22 protein-coding genes are annotated in these 24,931 nt (G+C 56.5%); 12 read left to right on the top strand and 10 right to left on the bottom strand.

The genetic code is table 11. The features are described from left to right. Positions 1-10: 10 nt before the first annotated feature. Together LBR61_06810 and hisD are read right to left on the bottom strand one after the other, a co-directional pair. Positions 11-1,510 carry an amino acid permease gene (locus LBR61_06810; protein ID MDR1731792.1) on the bottom strand — a complete coding sequence of 500 codons (1,500 nt, stop codon included), beginning with the start codon at positions 1,508-1,510 and terminating at the stop codon, positions 11-13. Positions 1,511-1,606: 96 nt separating this feature from the next. Further along, entirely contained in the window at positions 1,607-2,881 is a 1,275-nt protein-coding gene (gene hisD, locus LBR61_06805; protein MDR1731791.1) for a histidinol dehydrogenase, read from the bottom strand. A gap of 166 nt (positions 2,882-3,047) precedes the next feature. Between hisD and LBR61_06800 the strand changes: the two genes are divergently transcribed. Beyond that, positions 3,048-4,322, top strand: coding sequence for a MerR family transcriptional regulator (locus tag LBR61_06800; protein ID MDR1731790.1), 1,275 nt, complete (start codon positions 3,048-3,050; stop codon positions 4,320-4,322). Positions 4,323-4,416: 94 nt separating this feature from the next. On the opposite strand, the gene LBR61_06795 is transcribed toward LBR61_06800, so the two are convergent. From LBR61_06795 to nuoE, 3 genes are read right to left on the bottom strand one after another with little or no spacing between them, the layout of a single operon-like run. Next, positions 4,417-7,419 (bottom strand): FAD-dependent oxidoreductase, encoded by a 3,003-nt coding sequence (locus tag LBR61_06795; protein ID MDR1731789.1) that lies wholly within the window; start codon positions 7,417-7,419, stop codon positions 4,417-4,419. A 16-nt stretch (positions 7,420-7,435) separates the two neighbouring features. After that, a complete protein-coding gene (locus tag LBR61_06790; protein ID MDR1731788.1) occupies positions 7,436-9,259 on the bottom strand; it encodes an NADH-quinone oxidoreductase subunit NuoF in 1,824 nt (607 codons plus the stop codon). Next, entirely contained in the window at positions 9,249-9,761 is a 513-nt protein-coding gene (gene nuoE, locus LBR61_06785) for an NADH-quinone oxidoreductase subunit NuoE (protein MDR1731787.1), read from the bottom strand. The genes LBR61_06790 and nuoE overlap by 11 nt, the downstream gene beginning before the upstream one ends. Positions 9,762-9,960: 199 nt before the next feature. On the opposite strand from nuoE, the gene LBR61_06780 reads away from it, so the two are divergent. The 7 genes from LBR61_06780 to LBR61_06750 all read left to right on the top strand — a co-directional run bounded on the left by LBR61_06780 (position 9,961) and on the right by LBR61_06750 (position 15,991). Further along, positions 9,961-11,352, top strand: a complete 1,392-nt coding sequence (locus LBR61_06780) for a glucose-6-phosphate isomerase (protein MDR1731786.1) — start codon at positions 9,961-9,963, stop codon at positions 11,350-11,352. Between the two features lie 104 nt (positions 11,353-11,456). Continuing rightward, on the top strand, positions 11,457-11,654 hold the full coding sequence (locus LBR61_06775; GenBank protein MDR1731785.1) for a hypothetical protein: 198 nt from the start codon (positions 11,457-11,459) through the stop codon (positions 11,652-11,654). A 193-nt stretch (positions 11,655-11,847) separates the two neighbouring features. After that, on the top strand, positions 11,848-13,230 hold the full coding sequence (locus tag LBR61_06770; GenBank protein ID MDR1731784.1) for a phosphomannomutase/phosphoglucomutase: 1,383 nt from the start codon (positions 11,848-11,850) through the stop codon (positions 13,228-13,230). 56 nt (positions 13,231-13,286) lie between these two features. Next, positions 13,287-14,237 (top strand): tRNA (guanosine(46)-N7)-methyltransferase TrmB, encoded by a 951-nt coding sequence (gene trmB / locus LBR61_06765; GenBank protein MDR1731783.1) that lies wholly within the window; start codon positions 13,287-13,289, stop codon positions 14,235-14,237. A gap of 37 nt (positions 14,238-14,274) precedes the next feature. Continuing rightward, the gene (locus tag LBR61_06760) at positions 14,275-14,868 is read left to right on the top strand and encodes an RsmD family RNA methyltransferase (protein ID MDR1731782.1); all 594 of its coding nucleotides are present in this window, start codon (positions 14,275-14,277) and stop codon (positions 14,866-14,868) included. Further along, positions 14,865-15,362, top strand: coding sequence for a pantetheine-phosphate adenylyltransferase (gene coaD / locus LBR61_06755; GenBank protein ID MDR1731781.1), 498 nt, complete (start codon positions 14,865-14,867; stop codon positions 15,360-15,362). Before LBR61_06760 ends, coaD begins: the two co-directional genes overlap by 4 nt. Next, positions 15,359-15,991, top strand: a complete 633-nt coding sequence (locus LBR61_06750) for a DNA-3-methyladenine glycosylase (protein MDR1731780.1) — start codon at positions 15,359-15,361, stop codon at positions 15,989-15,991. The genes coaD and LBR61_06750 overlap by 4 nt, the downstream gene beginning before the upstream one ends. Before the next feature lie 220 nt (positions 15,992-16,211). Here LBR61_06750 and LBR61_06745 read toward each other — a convergent pair whose 3' ends face one another. After that, positions 16,212-17,102 (bottom strand): amidohydrolase family protein, encoded by an 891-nt coding sequence (locus LBR61_06745; GenBank protein ID MDR1731779.1) that lies wholly within the window; start codon positions 17,100-17,102, stop codon positions 16,212-16,214. Positions 17,103-17,428: 326 nt separating this feature from the next. On the opposite strand from LBR61_06745, the gene rfbB reads away from it, so the two are divergent. From rfbB to LBR61_06725, 4 genes are read left to right on the top strand one after another with little or no spacing between them, the layout of a single operon-like run. Then, the gene (gene rfbB, locus LBR61_06740; protein MDR1731778.1) at positions 17,429-18,508 is read left to right on the top strand and encodes a dTDP-glucose 4,6-dehydratase; all 1,080 of its coding nucleotides are present in this window, start codon (positions 17,429-17,431) and stop codon (positions 18,506-18,508) included. Continuing rightward, complete coding sequence (rfbA, locus tag LBR61_06735) at positions 18,498-19,376, top strand: glucose-1-phosphate thymidylyltransferase RfbA (GenBank protein MDR1731777.1); 879 nt, start codon at positions 18,498-18,500, stop codon at positions 19,374-19,376. The genes rfbB and rfbA overlap by 11 nt, the downstream gene beginning before the upstream one ends. A gap of 37 nt (positions 19,377-19,413) precedes the next feature. Further along, positions 19,414-20,535, top strand: a complete 1,122-nt coding sequence (rffA, locus tag LBR61_06730) for a dTDP-4-amino-4,6-dideoxygalactose transaminase (protein ID MDR1731776.1) — start codon at positions 19,414-19,416, stop codon at positions 20,533-20,535. Between the two features lie 34 nt (positions 20,536-20,569). Next, a complete protein-coding gene (locus LBR61_06725) occupies positions 20,570-21,520 on the top strand; it encodes a glycosyltransferase family 2 protein (protein ID MDR1731775.1) in 951 nt (316 codons plus the stop codon). A gap of 5 nt (positions 21,521-21,525) precedes the next feature. Here the strand turns inward: LBR61_06725 and LBR61_06720 are convergent, their stop codons facing one another. From LBR61_06720 to LBR61_06705, 4 genes are all read right to left on the bottom strand, one after another. Next, positions 21,526-22,422 carry a triphosphoribosyl-dephospho-CoA synthase gene (locus LBR61_06720; protein MDR1731774.1) on the bottom strand — a complete coding sequence of 299 codons (897 nt, stop codon included), beginning with the start codon at positions 22,420-22,422 and terminating at the stop codon, positions 21,526-21,528. A gap of 15 nt (positions 22,423-22,437) precedes the next feature. Beyond that, positions 22,438-22,941 (bottom strand): citrate lyase holo-[acyl-carrier protein] synthase, encoded by a 504-nt coding sequence (gene citX, locus LBR61_06715; protein MDR1731773.1) that lies wholly within the window; start codon positions 22,939-22,941, stop codon positions 22,438-22,440. Then, positions 22,938-23,315, bottom strand: a complete 378-nt coding sequence (locus LBR61_06710; protein MDR1731772.1) for a Rid family detoxifying hydrolase — start codon at positions 23,313-23,315, stop codon at positions 22,938-22,940. The genes citX and LBR61_06710 overlap by 4 nt, the downstream gene beginning before the upstream one ends. A gap of 117 nt (positions 23,316-23,432) precedes the next feature. Next, complete coding sequence (locus tag LBR61_06705) at positions 23,433-24,710, bottom strand: amidohydrolase/deacetylase family metallohydrolase (protein MDR1731771.1); 1,278 nt, start codon at positions 24,708-24,710, stop codon at positions 23,433-23,435. Between the last annotated feature and the right edge of the window lie 221 nt (positions 24,711-24,931).

Raw genomic sequence — 24,931 nt, 5'->3', positions numbered from 1 at the left:
TGAAGTTTATTTATGAAAGGGTCTTTATGAGAGGCAGAATATACAGGGCAAGCGCCGCCGCGACGGCCACAGCGACAATATTGCGCCATATTTTAAATTCTCTGTCCATGGCGCGCCGTTCGTTCTCCGTGGGTGAATCCTCCGCCGTTATTTCCCTTTCGGTTTCGGCGTCACTCTTCGCTCCATAGCGCTTTGAGCAGAAGAAATATATCACCAGCCCAAGAGCGCACCAGATTATGCCGGACCAGAAAGCGCTGGCTTCCAGCTGCGTCATCATCACGAGGTATATTGCCGCGCTGACCGGGGCGCCGATTGCAATGAACGGCGCTTTGTAGGGTCTTTTGAGGTCCGGTTTTTTACGGCGAAGGCCGAACGACGCGGCTATGCCTATGACGTAGTAAAACAGGTCGGCGAACAGACTCAGCGACGCAATGTAAACTATCGAATCTGTCGCGTTTAAAAGAATTGAGAGGATTCCCAGAGCGAGTATCGCGATATAGGGAGTCTTGTACTTCGGATGGACTTTCGCGAAAATTTTCGGCATCACACCATCTCGCGCCATGGTGAAAAGATATCGGGGCGGCACCGCGATACTGGCGTTAAGCGTGGAAAAATCTCCTCCGAAGGCGATGCCGACCGCCAGCATAAGCAGGGGAAAACCGAGAATGCCGGCCGCCGTCATGGCATCCGCGTAAGGCGCGGCCGCCGTCGCGATGGACGCAAGCTGTTCCGGGGGCACAATTCCTATCAGAAACCACTGAAAAATCGCATTCACCGCGAATACGATAAAAGGCGACAGAAAAAGAGCTCTCGGTATGTTGATGGAGGGATATTTTATCTCTTCGCCCATCGCACAGCAGGTCTCGAAACCGGCGAAGCACCACCATATGAGCGCGGTCGACGCGATGAACCCTCCGGGGGAAAAATCGGCAAAATCTGGAATCACCGCGAAATATCCGGGCTTTATATTCGGAAACATCATCACGAACCATATCAGAGCGACTCCCCAGAAGAAGAACATGAAACCGTTCTGAAGTTTTCCGGTCATCTCGACTCCCAGAATATTCGTGACGATGAACACGGCTATGACAATACAGGCCAGAACCATGTCGCTCACGGGCAATTCCACGCCCGCCACGCGGAGCGCGGTTTTTAAGTAAAAGCTGAAAGCGAACGATTCTCCGCTCGTCACGGCAATCAGCGAAATTATGAAATTCCACCCGGCGAGCATTCCCATCGGCCTGTTCAAACCGAGCGAAGCGTATTTGTAGGTGCCTCCCGCATATGGAAGGGCCGCGCCCATTTCGGCGTACAAAAGCGCCGGATAAACGCTTACGGCGAGAGCCGCCAGTGTCGCAAAAATCACAGGCGCTCCCATCATTCCCACTGTGTTCGCTCCCACTGTAAAAAGACCCACTCCAACGACGGTGCCGACCGTTATCGTCACCGCTTCTCTCATGCCGAACGAACGTTTCAAAACGCCGATTGTACTCTTCTTCGTGTCCGTCATCTTCACAACCTCCCTTATTCCAGTTCCGGATCATTCAATTCAGGATTGGGATTCGCGGCAGGTTGCCGCGCGGGAATAAAAAATCAGCTCGAAATCCTAATCCTGCAGAGAATTCATTCGTATTTCCGCGGCGCGGGCGTGGGCGGTCAAACCCTCGCCGTGGGCCATTCGCGACACCAGCGGGGCCAAAGATTTTATCGCATCGGCGGTCATCGACTGATGGGTGCAGGTTTTCATGAAAGTTCCGACCCAAATTCCGCCGGTGTAGCGCGCGGCCCGTACGGTGGGCAGAGTGTGGTTCGTTCCGGAGGCGTAGTCTCCAAAAACTTCGGCGGCGTATTTCCCGATAAAGAGCGAGCCGTAGTTGCGCAGGGCGGGGACGATCGACTCGTCGTCGGAGGTTTGAAGCTCCAGATGCTCCGGCGCGCGTTCATTTGCGATGGATATCGCCTCGTGGATTCCGCCCGCCAGGATCACCTCGCCGTTGGCTTCCCAGGACGCTCGGGCGATTTCTTCCGTGTCGAGCCCGCGGAGCTGTCGTTCCACCTCTTCGACGACGGCCGAACCGATTTGCGGGTCGATGGCGACCAGTATTCCCTTTGCCGCCCGGTCATGCTCGCTCTGCGCCAGTAAATCCGCCGCGATAAATTTCGGGTCGGCCGTGCCGTCGGCGATTATCAGAACCTCGCTGGGGCCCGCGACAAAATCTATACCCACCTGCCCGAAGCACTGGCGTTTGGCTTCGGTCACGTAAATGTTGCCAGGTCCCACAATGAGGTCCACCGGGGAAATTTCCGCGGTTCCGTACGAGAAGGCCGCTATCGCCTGCGCCCCGCCGACCGCGTATATTTCGTCCACGCCGGCCGCGTCCATCGCGGCGAGAGTTTTGGGATGAATGTTTTCGGTCCCTTTCATCACCGGCGAGCACGCGGTTACACGGCCAACTCCGGCCATTTTTGCCGGAATGGCAAGCATCAGCGCTGTGGAGTAGAGAGGGTAATTGCCGCCGGGAACGTAGCAGCAGCACGAATCGACGGGGATATTTCTGTGCCCCAGGATCAGTCCGGGAAAGGGGCTGAAGGACGGCAGCTCTTTAATCGTATCGCGCTGCGCCTCAGCAAAGCGGCGGATGTTCGCTGCGGCCTCGCGTATGTCCGCCAGTTCACCTTCCGAAATTTGAGCGTAAGCGCCGGCGATTTCAGACGGCGAGACCCGCGCGGACGAACGGACGCAGCCGTCGAATTTGAGATTGCAGCGAGACACCGCCTCGTCGCCGTTCTCCCGAACATCTTTGATTATTCCGGCTACCGTCTCTCGAAGTTTCGCCGTCTCCGTCTCGGGTATTCCGCAAGGTTTTTTCAAGTATTCCATGTGCATGGCCTCCCTGATGCTGAGATTTTTGGAAAAATTTTTTTTGCGTGAGAAAATGCTATATTGAAAACCCAGCTCCAGGTCAACGGGGCTTTTCCTGTGATTTTTCACAAAACATTGAGTGGACTCCAGTTTTTTGCGCTGAAGGCCCGAGGGAGAGATGAACGTGAAAATAGGGGCTGTGTCTGAAAAGTACGGAATTTCCAGGGACACCATTTATTTCTATATAAACTACGGGCTCCTGGTTCCGCCAAAGCATGGAGGACAGCAGGATTTCGACGAAAAAACCCTCGCAGACCTGGAGATGATCCTCGAACTGAAAAAGCTGGAGTTCTCTCTCGGCGACATCCATCGCATTTTGTCGCTTCACCGCGTCTCAAAGATGGCTTCGAGCCAGGATATTATGGATTTGAAGCGTTTTTTTACGGCGCAAAGGGACGCGCTGGTTCAGCGGAGGGATGAACTCTCCGCCATTGTTGGGGAACTTGGCCGGAAAATTTCCACTTTGAACGAGAACGCGCGGCGCGAGGGCATCACTCTCGGGGTTCCGCTGAGTATGCTGGGCCTGATACGCTGTCCGTCCTGCGGGCGCGAGCCGGAAATTTTCTCCGCCGACATGAGCGTGAGGCACATATACAGCGGCGCTTTGAAATGTCTTTGCGGATACTCCGCCTCGATCGAGAATGGAATTTTACTGACGCCGAACAGGAACGTGGACGTATACGACACGCCGGACCTGAACAGGGACATGTATAAAAACCTGCCGCCCCATCTCATAACCCTTTTCGAGCGCGCGTACAACCGGATGACAAACCGTCTGAAGGCGGCAGGTCCCGCGGGAAAAGTCGTAATGGAAACCTACGTGAACGCGTGGTTTTTCATGCACAACCACCTGGGCGACCTGCACAGGGACGGAAAATATATCGTTGTGGACAAATATCCAGAGACCCTCGCGATGTACAAGGAGCTTATCGAGTGCCAAAACGTCGGGCTGGACGTTCTGTACATAGCCGACAGCGGAACGAAGCTGCCGCTCAAAAACGGCTGCGTGGACGTCAACATCGATTTCTTCGCGGTGAACGAGCATAACTTTTATCACGACACTTTTTTGCTGAACGAGCTGAAGCCGTATTTTTCCAAAGACGCCGTGACCATCGGCACGTATTTCTACTTCGAAAAGGGGAGGCGCTCGATGAAGCGTCTTTTGGAGGAGTACCCCACGTGCAGCGGCGACAACTTCAACCTCCAGCGTTTCAGGATTTCGATGGAAAAAGCCGGGTATGAAATTTCCGGCGAGGACGACTGCGGACGTACCGACGACTCGGGAGACAACATCGGGTTCAGCTTTCACGAAAAGGGCGAAGAGATGGGGCTGCTGTCCTACATCGCCAGAATGAACGCGACGCCGAATGAACTTAATAAAAATGCCCCCTGCCGGTGAAGGACGGGGGGCTTGTTTTCGATGCTTGTTTTCAATACTTGTTTTCGATACAGAGTCTAAAAGACTCAAAACCGGACGGGAAAGAAAGTATCGATCAGGCAAGCGCCATTTCCGCGGAGGCGATTTCCTTTCCCGTTTTGCGCAGGGCCTGAGCGAAAATCCAGCGGAGGCTCCTCGCATTCCGCGGTGGAAGGGGACCCATGTGAACCTCCAGTTTCACGCCGCTGAAGGTTCCGGTGCAGGTTCCCTCGCGCTCCACCCAGTCGGTAATGGGAAGAACCAGGTCAAAATTGCCCCCGGAGGTTCCGGAGTTCAGCAAAACTTTCGTCACGTTCTTCAGATCTTCCTCTGAAAGGCCGAAATCCTTCGGCGCGCAGTCGACGAAAATCACGGCGCCGGTTTTGCCTTTCCTGACCGCATCCGCCGCTGTCGCCGGTTCATGGGTGACAAGGCCGGCATCCAACAGCCCGCGAATGTTTCCGCTCAGTCGGGACAGCTCTTTCAGATTTTCCGCGAATCCGGACAGATCCCTTCCAAACTCCCCGGCTTTCGCCAGCAGGGTCATCTTTTGGACCAGTCCGGCGACCTCCGGTTTCACTTTCCCCTTCGGCGTATCGATTTCGAAAGATTCCAGAAGGGCCGACACCGCGGCGGGACGGAACTCCTTCGCGGCAACGGCGGTTCCTTCGCGTACCGCCGACTTCACCGCGGCAATCTCCTGATCCGTCAGGGACGTTCCGAGGAAAAACGTCACGTTCTCCAGAGAAAAAATCTCGGAGAGCCTTGCGACGGCGCTGTCCCATTCGACCGTTTTTCCGTCCATCGCCGGTTCCTCCAGACGCGCGCGAGTCGTATCCTGCAGGCGATAACGACCGCGCAAACAGGTCAGACCTCCGTTCGGCGAGGCGAGAGAATCCATGTCCGTGGTGACGCGGGCGAGACGGCTGCGCTCCGTGTCCATGTTCAGCACCAGTTCACACCCCAGAGGACAGCGGGAACAGGTGGTCTTTTTCAGGATCAGGGGACTCTGGTGGGGCAGACGCTCCACACGTCGTTCCATCAGGGCTCCCACCGGACAGAGCTGGGAACAGAGACCGCAGAATGTGCATTCGGACTCCTCCATTTCTCTGTAGAACTGGGCAGACATGATCGAATCGAAACCCCGTTTCACGAAATCGATGGCGTGAACTCCGGCAATTTCGTCGCAGACCCGGACGCATCGCCCGCACAAAATGCATTTGTCCATGTTGCGGACGTAGAAGCGGTTGACGACTTCCTGCTTCGAGACGTGAGCTCCGGCCACCCGCTCCGGGTGAACTTCGTAATCTATGGCGTATTCTCTCAGTTTGCACTCGTGGACGTCGGGGCATCCACATTCCATACAGCGCTTCGCTTCACGCAGAACTTCCTCTTCCGTATAGGCGTGGATGTACTCCACGTCAGGATTTTTCAGGCGGGCCTCCAGGGAATCCTCCCTGGGATGGCGGCGCTCGATTCTTTCGATGTGAGTAAAGTCCTTCGGTCCCAGTTTGTCGTTGGTCACGTCAAAAACAAAGGGTTTTTTGGGCGCTCCGTATCTGAAGTAATGATCCACCGATTCCGCGCACCAGTGCCCGTTGCCGATGGCCTCAATGGCAATTTTTGCCCCCGTCTGCTGGTCGCCGCAGACGAAAACACCGGGAAGGGGAGTGGCGTAATTTTCATCCACCTTCATACGGCGTCCGTCGTGAAGCTCCGGAGGCACGTCGGCGAAGTCCACGGTCTGGCCCGTGGCGGCGATGACGCTGTCCACATCAATGGAGAACTCCTCGCCGGTGGGGACAGGGCTGCGCCGCCCGGAGGCATCGGGTTCTCCCAGCTTCATGCGCTCACAGAGCAGAGTTTCCACCTTCCCGCTGCCGCGAATGGCTTTCGGAGCGGCCAGGTAAACAAACTCCACTCCTTCCTCCATGGCCTCGCGAATCTCGACGTCTTCGGCGGGCATCTCCTCCCGGGTTCGGCGATAGACGACGTAAACTTTTTCCGCGCCAAGCCGGCGGGCGCTGCGGCAGGCGTCCATGGCGGTGTTGCCGCCGCCAACCACGGCCACTCGTTTGCCGATTTTCATGGGATTGTGAGTGTTGACCGTGTAGAGAAAATTGATCCCTCCGACGACGCCGGCCAGTTTTTCGCCCTCAACCCGCATGGAGGAGGACTTCCAGCAGCCCATGGCCAGGACGACGGCATCGTACTCGCCGCGCAGGTCCTCCAAAGATATGTCCTTTCCCAGAGCGACTCCGGTTTTGACCGTGATTCCATGATCGAGAATCCACTGCGCTTCCTCGTCCACCACCTCCGGAGGCAGGCGGTAATCCGGAATGCCATAGCGCATCATGCCTCCCAGGCGGCTCTGGCGCTCGCAGATCGTTACGCCGTACCCCATCCGGCGCGCAAAGTACGCGCAGGAAAGCCCGGCGGGACCAGCGCCGATCACGACGATTTTTTTACCGTTCTCCACAATTTTCGGAACGTCCCCGAGGCTGCGCTCCATCCCCCAGTCCGCCACGAACCGCTTGATCTCGCGAATGGAAACGGTCTCATCCACGAAGTTTCTGCGGCATTTCGTCTGGCACGGAGCGGGGCAGACCCGGCCGATGCAGCCGGGCATCGTAACATGGTCGTGCAGTTCATCCAGGGCCTCGCGATACTTGCCCTGCGCCGTCAGATTGATGTAGGTCTGGACCTTTCCCTGAGCGGGGCAGATCAGGTTGCAGGGAGGACGGCAGTCTCCCACGTGGTCGGAAAGCATCAGTTCGAGGGCCAGCCGGCGAGCGGAGGCAACGCGCTTCGTATTCGTGCGGATCACCATATTGGGAGAAATGGCGTTGGTGCAGGCGCGCATCAGGGCTTTCGCTCCCTCGATCTCCACCAGGCAGACGGAACAGCCGCCGTGGACGGAGAGATGGGGATCGTAACAGAGCGTCGGAATTTCAATTCCGATCTCGGCACAGAGGTCCAGTACCTTCTGCCCGGGGTATCCGTGAACGTCTCTGCCGTCGATGGTGACCTTCACGGTTCTTTCGGTTTTGTTTGCGGTTTTATTTGCAATGTTGTTCATGACTGAAAATCCTCCCTTATGCGACCGCGATGCAGGAAATCGGACAGGTTTTTTTACAGAGGCCGCAACGGACGCAGGTTTCGTCATCGATATGATGCGGTTTTTTCAATCCGCCGGATATCGCCTTCACCGGGCAGTCCTTCGCGCAGCGCGTGCAGCCGACGCATTTGCTTTCGTCGACGACGTAATGGATGAGAGGCGCGCAGACCTTCGCCGGACATTTTTTATCGACGATATGGGCGACGTATTCGTCGCGAAAGTATTTCAGTGTGGTCAGAACGGGGTTGGGCGCGGTCTGACCCAGTCCGCAGAGGGAACCGTCCCGGATTTGCTCCGCCAGAGAGGAGAGAAGATCCAGATCCTCCAGCGCGCCTTCGCCCCGGGTGATGCGTTCCAGAATCTCCAGCATTCTTCGGGTGCCTATCCGGCAGAAGGGGCATTTTCCGCAGGACTCCTTCTGCACGAAGGACAGGAAGAAACGCGCCACGTCCACGACGCAGGTGTCCTCGTCCATGACGACCATTCCGCCGGAGCCCATGATCGCCCCCGTGGCGTTGATGGACTCGTAATCCACCGGCGTGTCCAGCAGTTCTTCCGGCACACAGCCTCCTGAGGGCCCGCCGAGCTGAACGGCCTTGAATTTTTTGTCGTTTTCGATACCCCCGGCAATGTCGTAGATGACCTCCCGCAGGGACATGCCCATGGGGACTTCGGCCAGTCCGCCCTTTTTGATCTTGCCGGCCAGGGCGAAGACCTTCGTTCCCTTGCTGCGGCCATGCCCGTAAACGCTGAAAGCGGAGGCTCCGTGGGTCAGAATCCAGGGAACATTGGCCCAGGTTTCGACGTTGTTGATGTTGGTGGGTTTCTTCCAGATCCCGCTGTTGGCCGGAAAAGGCGGCCGTGGACGGGGCATCCCGCGCTGCCCCTCGATGGAGGCGATCAGTGCCGTTTCTTCGCCGCAGACAAACGCTCCGGCGCCCTCCTTGACGTAGATGTCGAAGCTGAAATTTTCGTCCCCCAGAATTTTTTCCCCGAGAAAACCGTGCTCTCGGGCCTGCTTCAGCGCGATGCCGATGTGTTCGATGGCCATGGGGTACTCCGCGCGGCAGTAGATGACGCCATGAGAAGCGCCCACAGCGTAGGCTCCGATCGCCATTCCCTCAATGACGCTGTGGGGATCGCTTTCCAGGACGGAACGGTCCATAAAGGCCCCCGGGTCCCCTTCGTCCGCGTTGCAGACCAGATACTTGTCCGTGCCGTTGGGGTTCTTCGCGTTGGGCAGGTCCCCTTTTGCATCCCGGGCGAAACGCCACTTCATCCCTGTGGGGAATCCCGCGCCGCCGCGTCCTCTCAGGCCGCTGTCCAGCACTTCTTTGATCACGTCGTCCCGCGTCATTTCGCGAACGGCTTTCGTCAGTCCCCGGTAACCGTCCCGGGCGAGGTACTCATGAATGTTTTTGGGATCGATGAGGCCGCTGTTCCGGAGGACGATGCGCACCTGCTTCTCCATGCGCGGATTCTCGGCGGCCCTGCGTCGGCTCTCGTCCTCCACTCCCTCCGTCAGAATCAGGTGGTCCTCCACGATGCGACCTTCATTCAAATGCTCTTCGACGATGCGATGGAGCGTCTTCAGGTCAACTCGTCCGTACGTCCACGTTTTTCCCTCGCGAATGACGCCAATCAGCGGCTCCATATAGCAGCAACCAATGCATCCGACCTTTTTGATCTCCACGTCATCCCGTCCGACAAGAAGTCTTTCCAGTTCCTGCGCCACGGGAAGCGCGCCCGCGGCGATGCCGCAGCTCGCCAGTCCAATCGTTACAGTCATCTTACTGCTCATTTCGAAGGTCCCCCAAAATCTGAATCGCCTTTTCCGGCGTCAGGCGGCCGTGAACATCGTCGTTGACCATCATGACCGGCGCCAGACTGCAGCATCCAAGGCACGCCACGCACTGAAGCGTAAACATCAGATCCTTCGTCGTTTCTCCGTCGTGAATCTCCAGCGTTCGTTCCAGCTGTTCCTGAACCCTGGCGGAACCCTGAACGTGACAGGCCGTTCCCCTGCACAGACGCACGACGTACTTCCCCTGAGGCTGGAAACGGAACATCGCGTAGAACGTGGCGACGCCGAAGAGTTCCGCGGCGGGAATTGAAAGTTCCTTTCCCGCGTATTCCACGGCCTCCCGTGCCACGTACCCCATTTCCTTCTGTATATCCGCCAGCAACGGGATGGCGACTCCCTGTTTCCCCCTGTATAGTTCGACGATCGGCCCCAGCCTTGCGGCAAGTTCCCTTTCCCCGAGGGCCGGCGCGACGGAATCGCCGACGACAGTTGCTGCCATTTCTGAACCAACTCCTTCTTTTGATTTAAAATACTTTATAAATACTGCCAACAATACAATATCATACTATTGAGGATTGCCATCCGTTCTGCATATGATATTATCTGTCAAAAGCGACGGGAAAAAATGGCAGAATGGCGAAAATGACGCGCCCGGACCTGAGTGGATACAAGAAAAATCGGATGGGGGAGGGATTTTAATGAATGAAAAAACGCTTTTATCTCTGGCCTTTGGGTCGGCCTTTCCGGGAGGTGAGCGTGCCGTAGCCTTTTCCGAACTGGAAGGACTCGCGCCGAAATTCAAGGAGGGAGACGCCTGGCTTCGCAAAAACGCCGCCGAGGGACAGGAGGGCTTCGGTTGGATGGAACTGCCGAAGCGCAACGTGGACGACATACAGACGCTGGCGCGATGGCTGGCGACCCGCGAATCCATCGTGCAGGTGGGAATCGGGGGCTCCGCCCTGGGGAACCTGATGCTGCACAACGCGCTTTTGCCTCCGTACTGGAACGAACTCCCGAACGCGAAGCGCAACGCGCCCCGTTTTTTTATGTCCGACAACGTGGATCCTCTGGACAATCGGGCGATCTGGGATCTGATCGATCCGCGAAACACCGCGGTGATCGTCGTCAGCAAATCGGGCAGCACCGCGGAGACGGCGGCGAACTTTCTCTTCTTCTGGGAAAAACTGAGGGACACGCTGGGAGAGGCGGGGGCCCGGGAACGGGTCATCGTCGTGACGGACAAGGAAAAGGGCATTCTGCGTCCCTTTGTGGATGAAACCGGCTGTAAAAGCCTCATCCTTCCGGAGGACGTGGGAGGGCGCTTCTCGGTTCTGTCCTGCGTGGGACTCCTTTCCAGCTGGGCGCTGGGGATAGACTGCAAGGCTCTTTTGGCCGGCGCGGGGGCCATGGATGATTTTCTCGCAAAAACCTCTTCCGTTCCCGCCAATCCCGCCTGGATTCTCGCCGGACTCAACTGGCTGCACACGAAGAAAAACCGGAACGTCAACGTCCTCATGTCCTATTCCGATTCCATGGAGCGTTTCGGAGAGTGGTTCGCGCAGCTTTGGGGGGAGTCCCTGGGCAAGGACGGACAGGGATCCACGCCCGTCCGCGCGCTGGGAACCATCGATCAGCACTCGCAGATTCAGCTTTATTCCTCCGGGCCTGACGACAAATTTTATACGATCCTGACGGTGAAGCAGGGACAAAAGGACATCGCTCTGCCGGCCGCTCCGGAAAAGGCTTTCGAAAAACTTTCTTATCTCTACGGAAAGTCCATGGACGACCTGCGGAATTACGAGGCTTTTGCCACGGCCGCAACCCTGGCGAAGATGTCCCGTCCCGTGGTTACGCTGACGCTTCCCGTTCTCGACGCCTGGCATTTGGGCGGCCTGATCCAGTTCTACGAATACGTGACGGCCATGACGGGGTATCTGATGGAGGTCAACGCCTTCGACCAGCCCGGAGTGGAGCAGGGGAAAAACTACACCTACGGGCTTATGGGGCGAAGCGGTTACGACGCTCAGGCTCAGGAAGTGCAGACCCTTTCCAATAAAATCTCCGAACGCCTGGCCGTGGCCTCGGTCTGATGCCGGCCCCGACCCCTGTACGCAATATTTGTATCGCAGCCCGGACAATTCCCAGTCCGGGCTTTTTATGGCGGACGACGCCATCCTGAAAAGCGAGGGCGGACATGCGCAAAGAATTTAAATATCTCATTCTCCTGTCAATACTTTTCGCCTTTGTCGCCCTTCTGATCGCGGGCCTGAGACTGCCCTGGACAGAGGAGGGGGCAATTTTCGCCGTTTTCGGCGCATCCGCGGGTTTCTGCGCCGCCATCATAATGAGCATGCTGATGGTCTGGAAGATGAACAAAAACAAAAAAAGATAACGCAATTATTATATTATAGGACATTTTGTCATCCGGCATTTGGCATCGCTGCCGTTATTGAAGAAAAAGGAAATTGAAGGAAAAGAAGATTGAAGAAAAAGGGGAGAGCTTCACCTTCTCTCTTAAGGTACAATAGATAAAGAACATTAGATTAAAGAACATTCTGTGGAACACTCAATGGAGGCGGACAGAAATGCAAATTTCGCCGGATATTTTCAGAGAATACGATATACGCGGCGTGGCAGACCGCGATTTGACGGATGAAGTGGTGGAAAACATCGGCAAAAGTTACGGAACATGGCTTTCCGGCAGGGGAGTGACCCGCGTCGCTCTGGGAGGCGACGTTCGTCTTTCCACCGGACGAATCCGTCAGGCGGCCGCCAGGGGAATAACCTCGACGGGCATCGACGTCTGCGACGTCGGAGTTGTGACGACGCCCATGCTGTACTGGAGTCTCTATCACCTGAACCTGAACGGAGGCGTCATGGTCACGGGCAGTCACAACCCTTCGAACATGAACGGTCTGAAACTCGCCTTCGAAAAAATGACGCTGTGGGGAGACGACATTCAGGAAATTCGCCGAATCGCCCAAAAAGGACAGTTTACGGCAGGATCCAAGCCTGGAAAAATAGAATATGAAGACATCACCGACGCGTATATTGCGATGCTGCTCTCCAAAATCACCCTGGGCAAACGCCGGCTGAAGGTCGTCTGCGACAGCGGCAACGGAACGGCGGGCCCGCTGATATGCCGACTGATCAGCGGGCTGGGGTGCGAGTGCGTTTCGCTTTACGGCGTTCCGGACGGACATTTCCCCAATCACCATCCCGACCCTCAGAAACGGGAAAACCTGATCGACCTGGTAGCGAAGGTTCGGGAGATAAAAGCGGACGCAGGATTTGCCTTCGACGGCGACGCCGACCGGATCGGCGTTGTGGACGAAAGGGGAGAGGTGGTCTTTGGAGATCGACTGATGGCGCTTTACTGGGCCGAGATCCTGAAAAAGCACCCCGGCGCGGAGGCCATTGTGGAGCCCAAATGCTCCATGGCGCTTCCGGAGGAAATCGAGCGCCTGGGCGGCAAAGTTCTTTACTGGAAGTCGGGGCATTCCGTCATCAAGGCGAAAATGAAAGAAATTTCCGCGCTTTTCGCGGGAGAATTCTCCGGACACATGTTTTTTGCCGACGAGTACTACGGATTCGACGATTCTTTCTATGCCGCGGGACGGCTGCTGCGAATTCTTTCTCATACGGACAGAACGCTCTCCCAGCTTATGGAACCGATTCCCCTTTATCCCGCAACGGAAGAGGCCCGTATCGCCTGTCCGGACGACCGGAAATTCGATTTGATCGATCGGATTCGCGAGAAGGCTCTGGAGGAGTATAAGGGACTTTCTCTTGATGGCGTGCGCATCCTCTACCCCAACGGATGGGGGCTCATCCGGGCCTCCAATACACAGCCCGTCATCACCGCGCGCTGCGAGGGCAAAAATGAAGAGGCCCTCCGGTTCATCATGGAAGACGTTAAAAAACGCATTCTTGCGGAGGGATTGCCCGATTTTGAATGGACCTTTTGAAAACAGGAAGTCCAATCCAGAAAAAGACATCCTGATACAGATCAATATCTGCAACAATGACTGTTAACTACGACAATATTCTGTTCCCCAACGATTTTGAAACGCTGCCGGTGGATTTTTCACGTTTTTCCACCGGACTGTCCCGTTTGGAACTGGAGATCGGGTTTGGAAACGGAGAATATACGGTGCGCCACGCGGCCGCCCATCCGGAGATGTTGCTTGTCGGAATCGAGGTTTCGCCCGCCTGCATCGCCCGATGCGTCCGGAGAATCGGTCTTTTGCCCAACGTGAAAATCATTCGCACCGACGCGCGATTCATGATGAAGGAACTTTTCCCGGACGAATCCCTGAACCGGGTCTGCATGAATTTCCCCTGTCCCTGGCCCCGGAAACGGCACGCTTCGCGCCGGGTTACGGCAGGGGGCTTCGTGGACGACATCGCCGCCGTGCTGAAAATCGGCGGGGTTTTCGAGATGGTCACAGATGAAGAGTGGTACGCCAGGGAAGTCCGGAAGATTTTCGGGGAACACGAGGCGCTCTCCGCGGCGGACTGCGAGCTTCTGAGCGCGCCTCGGCCCGTCACGACGAAGTACGAGCGGAAATGGCTGGAGATGGGCAAAAATATTTTCAGACTGAACATCGTCAAAGAAAAAAACTTTACCGTCAAAAGAAGGACGTGGGGGTTTAAAAAGGGAGAGAGCGACGTGATGCACGTAAAAACGGGGAGTCCTCTGCCCGAAGATCTGCCGGAAAAACTGTCCGGCGTTTCCGGCGCTCAGGGAGAAGCCCGTTGGGTATTCAAAAAACTTTTTCACGGGGCGAGGGCGGAGCCCATTCACTGGCTCGTCGAGACGATCTCCAGTGACGCCGGCTTCGAGCAGCGTTATTACCTGCTGGTGAGCGCCCGGGGCAACGACGTTCTGGTGAGACCGGACGGAACGTCGAACGTCTACCTGACCCCGGCGGTTCGCTGTTCCATCGAAGATCTCGGCCGTCGCCTGAGGTGATGAACTGAAATGAAGGCAGTACGATGACGACAGTACAATGAAGGAAGTGCGTCCTACCTCAGGCCGGGTTCTTCTGGCGCTGTTCAGCATTTTGGGGTCCATCAGATGGGAAGGGGCTGACGAGCCCTCCGATTTCCCCCCGGGGAACTGTCTGGAGGGTCGGTCTTTTCTTGATCTTTTCGCGGGGACGGGGCAGGTGGGGCTGGAAGCTCTGAAACGGGGAGTCTCTTCCCTTGTTTCGGTGGAAGTTCTGAAAAATCGCGCTTCGGAGATTGAACGGGCGCTTTCGCGCAGGCGGGCGGAGGACACGATCGTCCTGTCTCTGGAGTTTCGGCGGGCTCTGGCCTGGCTGGTCCGGCGGGGACGCGCCTTTGATATCGTCTTTGCCGATCCGCCTTATGGCGAAGGATGGGGCAGGTCTCTCTTGCGCGAAAAAGATTTGAGTCGTGTTTTGAAACAGGGAGGGATTTTGATAGTGGAGCATTCGTCCAGGGAAAAGCTTTTCGTGCCTTCAGAAGAATGGACCGTGACGGACAGCCGCGTCTACGGGGAAACCACTCTGACGTTTCTCAGACAGAACGGCGCTTTTTCGATGAAACCGGAGCCCGCTCAACTGGAGGTGCTGTCGTGAACTCTCTCGCCCGGGCCGTCTACCCCGGCTCCTTCGACCCCATCACCAACGGCCATGTCTACATCGCGGAACGCGCCGCCGCCATTTTCGGCGACCTGACGGTGAGCGTCCTCGTCAACCCTCAGAAACATTCCACTTTCGATATGGAAGAACGCTGTGACATGGCCAGAGAGGCGCTCGCCCATCTGCCCGGCGTCAGGGTGGACGCCTTCACGGGGCTTCTGGTCGACTACATGCACCAGCGGGACGCCAAGGTGATCATACGGGGCCTGCGGGCCATGTCCGACTTCGAGTTCGAGTTTCAAACGGCCCTGATGAATCGTCAGCTCGCGCCGGAGATCGAGACGCTCTTTATCGTCACCGACGCGCGATATTCCTATCTGTCCAGCAGCGCCGTACGCGATATTTTTCAGTTTGGAGGGTCGATCAGCGACATGGTGCCGCCGGGCGTTTTCCGTCGGCTGCGGGAACGTTTCCCCGCCAAAAATTCGTGACCTCCGTTTTTCACCGGCTTCATTTTCATAGGCTTCACCGGGATTTCTATCTTCGGGGAGCTCTGCCTCTGGCCCGGGATCTCCTGGGAAAAACTCTGGTTCACATCACAGACGGCGCGGAGACCGGAGGGCTCATCGTAGAAACCGAAGCCTACACAGGCCGAAAAGACGCCGCCTGTCATTCTTACGGAAAAAAAGGCCCCTCGGCCGGACATCGCACCAACGTCATGTTTGGTCCGGGGGGTTACGCTTATGTGTATCTCATCTACGGAATGTACAATTGCTTCAACGTCGTCGCCAACGAAGAGGGAGAACCCGAAGCCGTCCTGATTCGCGCTCTGGAACCCCGTATGGGAATTTCCCTTCAACAGGAGCGCCGCGGAACACAAAAGCTCGAAAACCTCTGCAGCGGACCTGGGAAACTTTGCATGGCCCTCGACATCACCAGAAAACATTACGGAGCGGATCTCTGCGGCAGCGGCCTCTTTATAGCCGAAGGCGAAACAATCCCGGAAAACCGCGTTCTGGCCACGCCTCGAATCAACGTGGACTACGCCGGAGAAGCCGCCGGATTGCCCTATCGTTTTATCGTGAAAGACAGCAAATTTCTTTCGGTTCGGATTCAATAAAAGTTCATACCAAAAAATTCACAAAAAAAATTCATATCAATTCAATCGGCTCATAAAATTTCAATATTATGTTACATAAGATACATTATAGGACATACATAAAAACTCCCGGAAAAATCCGGAAGAATATAAAATCCTCAGGTCCGGGGATATTCCAATGGCCTTGTTTTTAATTCGGCCTTGTTTTTAATTCGGCCTTGTTTTTAATTCGGCCTTGTTTTTAATTCGGCCTTGTTTTTAATTCGGCTTTGTTTTTAATTCGGCCTTGTTTTAATTCGGACAGGAGGGACAGCGCATTGTCGCGGGTGATTTTCTTCAGAGTTGTTTCTCGAATTCCCGACGCTTCAAAGGCTTTTTTGTAGCGCGTGGAGTCCAGTATCGGATAATCCGTACCCATCAGAAATTTATCTTCAAGCCCGGCTGTTTCCAGCGTCTTCAGGACGGCGGGTTCATAGAGCCAGGGCAGAGCCGCGAGATCGTAATACGCGTTGGAAAGGCGAAGTTTCATCTCCGGCATCAGTTCGTAGAGCCAGAGACCGCCGCCCAGGTGCGCGAAAATTGTCCTGACCTCCGGATGATGCATACAGAAAAGAGCCGCTTCACGGGGCCCCACGTTGCCCTTGCCCACGTAGGAGTGCCCCACGGGTTCCGCCGAGTGCCACTGGACGCACAGGTTCACCTCGTGCAGAACACCTGCCAGGCGCCAGGTCTGAGACTCGTCGGTGATATCGATCCCCTGCCCTTCCGGGAAGAGCTCCCCTGCCCCGATCAGACCCGCCTCCGCACATCGCAGAATTTCCCTGTCAAAGCCCCTCGCCAGCGGTGGAACAAGGCACATGCCGTCCAGTTTATCGGGATAACGCCTCACGCAGTCGATGATATAGTCGTTACAGAGCCGGCACAGGCCCATATCCTGAAAGGCAAACCCCCCCGCCACCGCCCGTTCCACGCCGTCTTTTTCCATGCGGGACAGAAGGTCGTCCACCGTCGCCCATTTATGCACGCGATTGTGCGTCAGGGCGTTGAAATAAGGTTCCCGTTCCGAAATTTTTTCGGCATCCCGGATGACCTCCGGCGGGTACAGGTGAATATGAAAATCGATATGATTCACGAACATCTCTCCAGTTCTGCAAAAAATAACCAGTTCTGAAAAATAACCAGCTTCTTTGCAGAAAATTATACAGGAGATGTTTATTTGCTGATTATGCGCCGGTTGTTTTCCTGTAATGTCCTATAATATTTAAAATCAAACAATGATACGCCGGAAAAACCCTGAAATTCCGGCCTGGGCGCGAGACGTAAAAAGAAAGAAATCGTCAGGCTTATTGTAATTTTAAAGAGATGGGGGTATAGTTTTCCCCGTTTTGGAGTGTTCCAGCGGTATTTTCATAACGTGAACTGCAAACGGACGATTCTGACAGCGAAGGCGGGTGCGGAATGTCGCTTCTGGTAACGGGAGGAGCCGGCTTTATCGGCAGTAATTTAATACATTTGCTGCTTTCCCGGGAATATGAAGTCATCAATTTGGATAAACTGACCTACGCGGGGAATCCCAATTCTCTGAGCGACGTGGCTGCCCATCCCCGCTACCATTTTATTCACGGGGACATCTGCGACGGGGCGCTCCTGGATCGCATCTTCACGGAGCACGCCCCCCGGGCCGTTTTGAACCTGGCGGCGGAGTCCCACGTGGACCGATCCATCGACGCGCCCGGCGACTTCATTCAAACCAACGTGGTGGGCACTTTCTGTCTGCTGAACGCGGCGCGGGGGCATTACGAGCGTCTGTCTCCCGAGGAAAAGCGCGATTTTCGTTTCCTGCAGGTCTCCACGGACGAGATTTTCGGCTCTCTGGGCGAAAGCGGCGCGTTCTCCGAAACCACGCCCTGCCGCCCGAACTCGCCCTACTCCGCTTCGAAGGCCGCGGCTGACCACCTGGTGCGGGCCTGGGGCCATACCTACGGGCTTCCCGTTCTGACCACCAACTGCTCGAACAACTACGGCCCTTTTCAGTTTCCGGAAAAGCTCATTCCCCACATGATTCTTTCGGCGCTGAAGAACCATCCCCTCCCCGTCTATGGAGACGGCAAAAACGTCCGCGACTGGCTTTACGTTGCGGACCACTGCTCGGCGCTCCTGACCGTTCTGGAGCGGGGCGTTCCGGGCGAGTGCTACAACATCGGAGGGAACTGCGAGCGAACCAACCTGGAAATCGTGGAGTTTATCTGCCGCGCCCTGGATACCCTGCGGCCTCGGGACGACGGAAAATCCTGCCGTGAACAAGTCACCTTCGTCCAGGACCGTCCGGGACACGACCGCCGTTACGCCATCGATTCGTCAAAAATCAGAAACGAGCTTGGCTGGCGTCCCGAGTGGGACTTCCACCGGGGTATGCAGCATACAATAGAATGGTATCTTCGCAACGGCCCCTGGATCGACGCCATTTTAAGCGGTTCCTACCGCCTGGAGCGGCGGGGAACGGGAGAACCGCAGGGAGGAACGCGCCGTGATTCGTAAGGGAATCATTCTGGCGGGCGGCAGAGGCACGCGCCTTTATCCTCTGACTCTGGCCGTCAGCAAGCAGCTTTTACCGGTCTACGACAAGCCCATGATCTACTATCCCCTCACGAGCTTCATGCTGGGGGGCCTTCGGGATATCCTGCTGATCTCCACGCCTCAGGACGTCGAGCAATACCGGCGCCTGCTGGGAGACGGCGCCCAGTGGGGCATTCATCTGACCTACGCCGTTCAGCCCGAGCCGGGCGGCCTGCCTCAGGCCTTCACGCTGGGAGAGGCGTTTCTCGCGGGAGAAGGAGGCGCTCTGATTCTCGGAGACAACATCTTCTATGGCGCGTATCTGACCGGAACGCTGCAAAAAGCCGCCCGACGGGAGCAGGGAGCCACGGTATTCGCCTACCGGGTTCGAGACCCGAAGCGCTACGGCGTCGTGGAGTTCGACTCGGAGGGCAAAGTTCTCAGCCTGGAGGAAAAGCCGGAAAATCCCCGATCTCATTTCGCCGTGGTGGGTCTTTACTTCTTCGACGAAACAGTGGTGGATAAAACGCGCAGCCTGAAGCCCTCCAGCCGGGGAGAACTGGAAATTATCGACCTGATTCGCCGGTATTTCGAAGAAGGCCGGCTGAACGTGGAGGTTTTTGGCCGGGGCTTCGCCTGGCTGGACACCGGAACCCACGAAGCCCTTTCGGAGGCGGGAACCTTCATCGAGGTGGTTCAGAAACGTCAGGGGCTGATGGTCGCCTGCCCCGAGGAAATCGCCTGGCGGCAGGGCTGGATCGGCGCGGACGACATGGCAAAATGCGCGGCCCGTCTGGCCGGCACCGATTACGCGGAGTATCTGCAAAGCCTGCTGGAAACCCGAAGGTAACGCAATTGACAGAGATGAGAAACGACAGGAGGAACCCATGATCCCCTTCAACAAACCCTGGCTGACAGGCCGGGAAAGTATCTATATTGAGGAAGTTCTGAAAAAAGGCGGATTTGCCGGAAATGGGGCTTTTTCAAAAAAATGCGCGGCCTGGCTGGAGGAACGTCTGGGATGCGCCAAAGCCATTCTCGTTCCCTCCGGGACCTCGGCCCTGGAGATGATGATGATTCTGGCGAACATCGGGCCCGGCGACGAGGTCGTCCTCCCCTCCTTCACCTTCAGCTCCACGGCCAACGCGGTAGTCCTGCGGGGCGCGACGCCCGTTTTCGCGGATATTCGGCCGGACACGATGAACATCGATGAAACGCAGATCGAGGCGGCGATTACACCCCGGACAAAGGCGATATGTCCCGTCTTCTACGCGGGAGTGGCCTGTGATATGGAGACCATCGACACACTGGCGAAGCGTCACGGCCTCCTGGTGCTGCCCGACGCCGCTCAGGCCCTGGGGTCCGTCTGTCGCGGCCGGTCGCTCTGCTCTTATGGAGAAATGGCGACCCTCAGCTTCCACGAGACAAAGAACATCCACTGCGGTGAGGGCGGCGCTTTGCTCGTCAATGACCCCGTCTTCGCGGAGCGCGCGGAGATTGTCATGGAAAAGGGAACCGACCGCAGCAAATTCTTCCGGGGCGAGGTCGACAAATACTCCTGGGTGGACATCGGCTCCTCTTTTTTAATGAACGAGATCACGGCGGCTTTTTTGTACGCTCAGCTGGAACAGGCAGATGAAATCATCAAACGCCGGCAGGCCCTCTGGGAGAGCTACTACCGGGAACTGGAGCCTCTGGAGCGGCAGGGAAAACTTCGCCGTCCGGCGCGGGTGGAAGGCTGCGTTCACAACGCCCATATTTTCTGGATCCTCCTCGAAAACCCTGAAACCCGCGACCGACTGATTTACGCCCTGAAAAGCAGGGGGATCAGCGCCGTTTTTCACTACATCCCCCTCCACGACGCGCCCATGGGAACGCGTTTCACGACACGGTCTCTGCCCGTGGTGAAAGACTGCGCCGCCAGGCTTTTGCGTCTGCCTCTGTTCTATGAGCTCACCGACGAAGACGTCGCGCTGGTCACAGGAACGCTGAAAGAGCTTCTGTCGTGAGATACGGCGTAAAATTCCAAAGGATGCCTCGACCATGAAGGAACCCGTGACAATCTCTGTCGTCTCTCCCGTTTATAAGGCGGTGGGCTGCGTGGAAGAGCTATATCGCCGGATTCGTCAGGCTCTGGAAAGCATCGAGCCGAAACTGTCTTACGAAATCGTCCTTGTGGAGGACGACGGGCGGGATGGTTCCTGGGAAAAAATGGTCGAGCTGGCCTCCCGGGATCCCCGCCTCAGGGTCGCGCGTCTGAGCCGCAACTTCGGACAGCATCCCGCGATAACGGCTGGGCTGTCGCTGACCGAGGGAGAGTGGGTCGTCGTCATGGACTGCGACCTTCAGGACCCTCCCGAGGATATCCCGCGCCTGTACGCGAAGGCGCTGGAGGGTTACGATATCGTCGCCGCCCGGCGGGGCAAACGGAAGGATCCTTTTTGGAAGCGCTTCACTTCCCGCCTTTTTCTGCTTTTTTTCAACTGGCTGTCGGGCATGTCCAACGACCCGGAGATCGCGAATTTTCGCATCGTTTCCCGTCTCGTCGCCGACGCCTACCTGAACATGAAGGAAATCACGCCCTCTTTCGGCGCGCACCTGGAATGGCTGGGATTCAGCGTCGGTTATATCGATATTCATCATCAGCCGCGCTACAGCGGGAAAAGCTCCTATTCTTTCCGAAAACTGCTGCGACTGGCCGCGAACAACATCGTGGCCTACTCGAACAAACCCCTTTATATTTCCATCTCGGTGGGTTTTTTCATGTCCTTTTTTTCCACCCTCTACGCGCTTTATCTCGTATTGAAAAAGTATTGGGTGGGCGTCACGATCGATGGCTGGACCAGTTTGATGGTTTCCATCTGGTTTCTGGGGGGAATGGTGATCGCCAATCTGGGGATTATCGGTCTCTACCTGGGAAAGGTCTACAGTGAAACGAAAGGCCGGCCGCAATATGTGATCGCCCGCTCCGTCAACTGCGATGAAAAGAAGTGAGAGGGCTATGCGGAAAGTTCTCCTTCGATCATTTGGAGAAACAGCGCGCAGGAAAGAAGATCCGCGCAGCCGCCGGGGCTCAGTCTTTTCGCCACCAGAGCCTTTTCCATGTCCCTGATCCGCGCCCGCCCTTCCTCCGTCCAGACGCTTCCCGCGGCGAGGACCTCCCGGGCCAGGCTGCGTACCTCTCCCACCGCCTCAATTCCGCCCCGGGAAACGAGGTTGCTGTCCGCGTTGTCCGCCATGATGCCCATCAAAACGTGAACCTGCCGCATCTGAAGAGAAATCGGTGCGCCCCGCTCTGAAACATTTTGAGCTTCCAGAGTTTTCAGTTCTTCCAGAGCCGTCAGAGCGGTCGGAAATCCCCTCTCCGCCTCCCCTCTCGCCCCGTCGATGCGGTGGAGGATGTAGGCCAGCTCTCCCGCCGTGCAGCTCGCCAGTCCCCGGTCGGCGTTTCCCTGTTCGAAGGTTTTCAGCTCTCGCTCGACGATCCCCTGGACGAACAGAGACGCGGTTTCCGCCACGGGGACGGGGTTCGGAGTTTGTTGCAGCGCCTGCAGCCGTCCCACCGCGGCGCACAGCAAGCCCAGAAGAAAGATGGCGCCCTTGTGGGTGTTGATGCCTCCTGTGGCGTGGTACATGGCTTTCTCGCCCTGTTTGCCCGCCTCTTTCAGGCGGGGCAGGACGTCGGGAGGAGGCCAGTGGCTCAGGTCATGCCCGATGGAGGTGCAGGCAATAAAACAGGGCAGCAGCGCCACTCCACTGTCGATAAAGGTTTTGTAATCCATATCGCTGTGAGAGCCGCTGTCCAAAGGCGTCACCAGTCCAGGCTTCGGATAGAGGGCAGCTTCGTAAAAAAGGCTTTTTTGCGCAATTTGCGCCACATCAAAGATGAACATCATCAAAAAAAATACGCATCAGATTTCGTTTTGCCAGGCTTTCAGCAGCGCCTCCGCGCGGCACAGCAATTCTTCCAGAGAATGGGTTCCCGCTCTGGAGCATATCCGGGCCGCCTTCCCGCAGCAGAAACAGCGTCGGGGCGGCAGGTCGAGAGCGTTTCTGTCCATGACGTTCCCTTGGGCGTCCATCACGTCCAAGTCCAAAAGACGCCCTATCGGATGGCTTTCTTCCAGCAAAACCGCATAACGTTTCAATTCGGAAGCGGACATCTCCGTGACGAAATGAGACTCCGCTCCCGCAGGGCTTTCCCGCCTCTCGAAGAAACGCGTCCGGTCTCCCAGGTCTGTTTTTAGAAAATTTGTTACTCTGTGATGAGCTTCGTTCCAGAGCGGCAGATTTTTCTCAGGCCCCGGAACGTTCATGACCAGCGTCAAAAGCGCCCCCTGGCCGCAAAGCTCACGCCGCCGCAGCCAGCGCGCCTCCCGCCCGTCGAGGATGGCCTGCAAACCGGAATCGGTCACTTCAGCTCGGCGATAACGTCGATCTCCACCAGAATTCCCCCGAGAAGAGCGCTGCCCACGGTGGTCCGCACAGGATAGGGAGGATTGAAGAAACTGCTGTAAACTTTGTTGAACGCCTCGAAATCGGCCAGGTTCGCCAGGTGGACCGTGCTTTTCACCACGTCGTCCATTGAACCGCCGCCGGCTTCAATGATATTTTTCAGGTTGGTCATGACCTGACGGGTCTGTTCCTCGATGCCGGAGGGCGTCGTTCCGGTCTGAGGGTTGCGGGGTCCCTGTCCCGACACGTATATGCGGTTTCCAACGGTCAGCCCCTGAGAATAAGGCCCCAACGGATCGGGAGATTTATTCGTTTTGATTTCTTTTTTTGCCAAGATCGTCCACCTCCTGAACTTTTACACAACAGGTTCCATTGTACAACCTTATCTGTATCTTATAACACTCCTGTTGCACATATACCCGTTGTTTACGCTTTTGCCGCAGAAATTTTATCAGGGCTCTATTCTGTATTCGCCCGGCCGGATTCCGGCGTCGACGGGCAGATCACTCCATTCCATGGCGTCCCGGGCGTTGAGATCCCATACCACCTCACCGGCCCGAAGGGTCAGCTCGCACTCCAGCCGTTCTTCACCCGCAAGTCGTCCGCCGGAGGTGTCCCTGAAACCAAATTTTCCCCTGCGAAGATTCCAGACCGCCACGTCCGCCTCCGCTCCCGGCTGCAGCGTCCCCAGTTCGGGATGTCCGATCATACCCGCCGGGATGTGAGTGGAGCGCGCGATGACCTCGCCCAGGGTCATTCCCATTGCCAGACATTTGGACAGGGTCGTGGCCATATCCATCATCGCGCCGTTCATACTCTGGACATGCAGATCCGAGGAGATGGAATCGGGATAAAACCCCTGCTCAATGGCGGGAATGGCGTTGCGGAACAGAAAACTGCCGCCCCCGTGCCCCAGATCGAACCGGACGCCCCGCTCCCTCGCTTCCCAGAGATAAGGAAAAACACTGCCTCTGGCGTCCGCCGTGGGAACAGGACCCCGAAAACAGTGGGTGCTGATGTCGCCGGGGCGCAATTTTTTCGTCACGAGCTGCCAGTAAGGGCGCTCCTTCAGAAAATATCCAAAATCGACCATCACCGGCAGTTTCGCCATGTTCCCGGCGTCCAGCGCGCGGTCCACGGAAGCCCAGTCACGACCCCAATAATGGGCGGTCTTGATCGCCACTGCGATGTCGCGGTGCTTCTCCGCCGTTTGGGCCGCCATTTCAGGCTGGAAATCCGGGGCGTGCTGCTCGATCAGGTCGCTGATCATGCCGTAACTGGCGATATTGATCATGGCAAAGGTTCGGGTTTTCGATCGATCCAGCACAGAAACGCGGAAGAGGTCGAAGTTGCGCCACCCGGCGCTGCCCGCGTCCACCATGGTCGTCACTCCGGAACGAAAGCTGAAATGATCCGGATATACGCTGTACTCTCCTGCCCAGGCGCAGGGATTTCCTCCCGTGGCGAACAGATGGGTGTGGATGTCCACAAGGCCTGGCGTTACGATGAGATCTCTGACATTCAGAGTTTTCCCCTCTTCAGGTAAAAGAGACAGCCCCTTGCCGATCTCCGAGACGCGTCCGTCCGAAATCAGCAGGTCGGCCTGACGGTCGAGCTTTCTGCCGGGGTCAAGGATCCGTCCCCCCTTCAGGAGGATTTTTCCGTCCTTTCGATACTCCTTCTCTTGTCCTTTCTCACTTCTCTCCCGGTCGTGCACATTCCTGCTCATGCTCTCACTCACACTTTCTTCTTCAAATTTCCATTAATTTCCTTTTTCCAGATTCTATTTTCAGCCTGTGTCACCCTGCATAATATATGAAAATTTAAAAATACTTATATATTACATTATCAAAGGACAGTAATTGAAAGTCAAGTTACCGCTTATTTTGCTTATTTTGATAAGTATTCAAAGAATCCTCCGTTGTTTCAAATTTACCTGGAGTGAAATGA

Source organism: Synergistaceae bacterium (genome assembly GCA_031272035.1).
Lineage (GTDB): Bacteria > Synergistota > Synergistia > Synergistales > Aminobacteriaceae > JAISSA01.
Note: the sequence above shows the minus strand (reverse complement) of the source record. Positions and strands in the feature narration are given on the sequence as shown.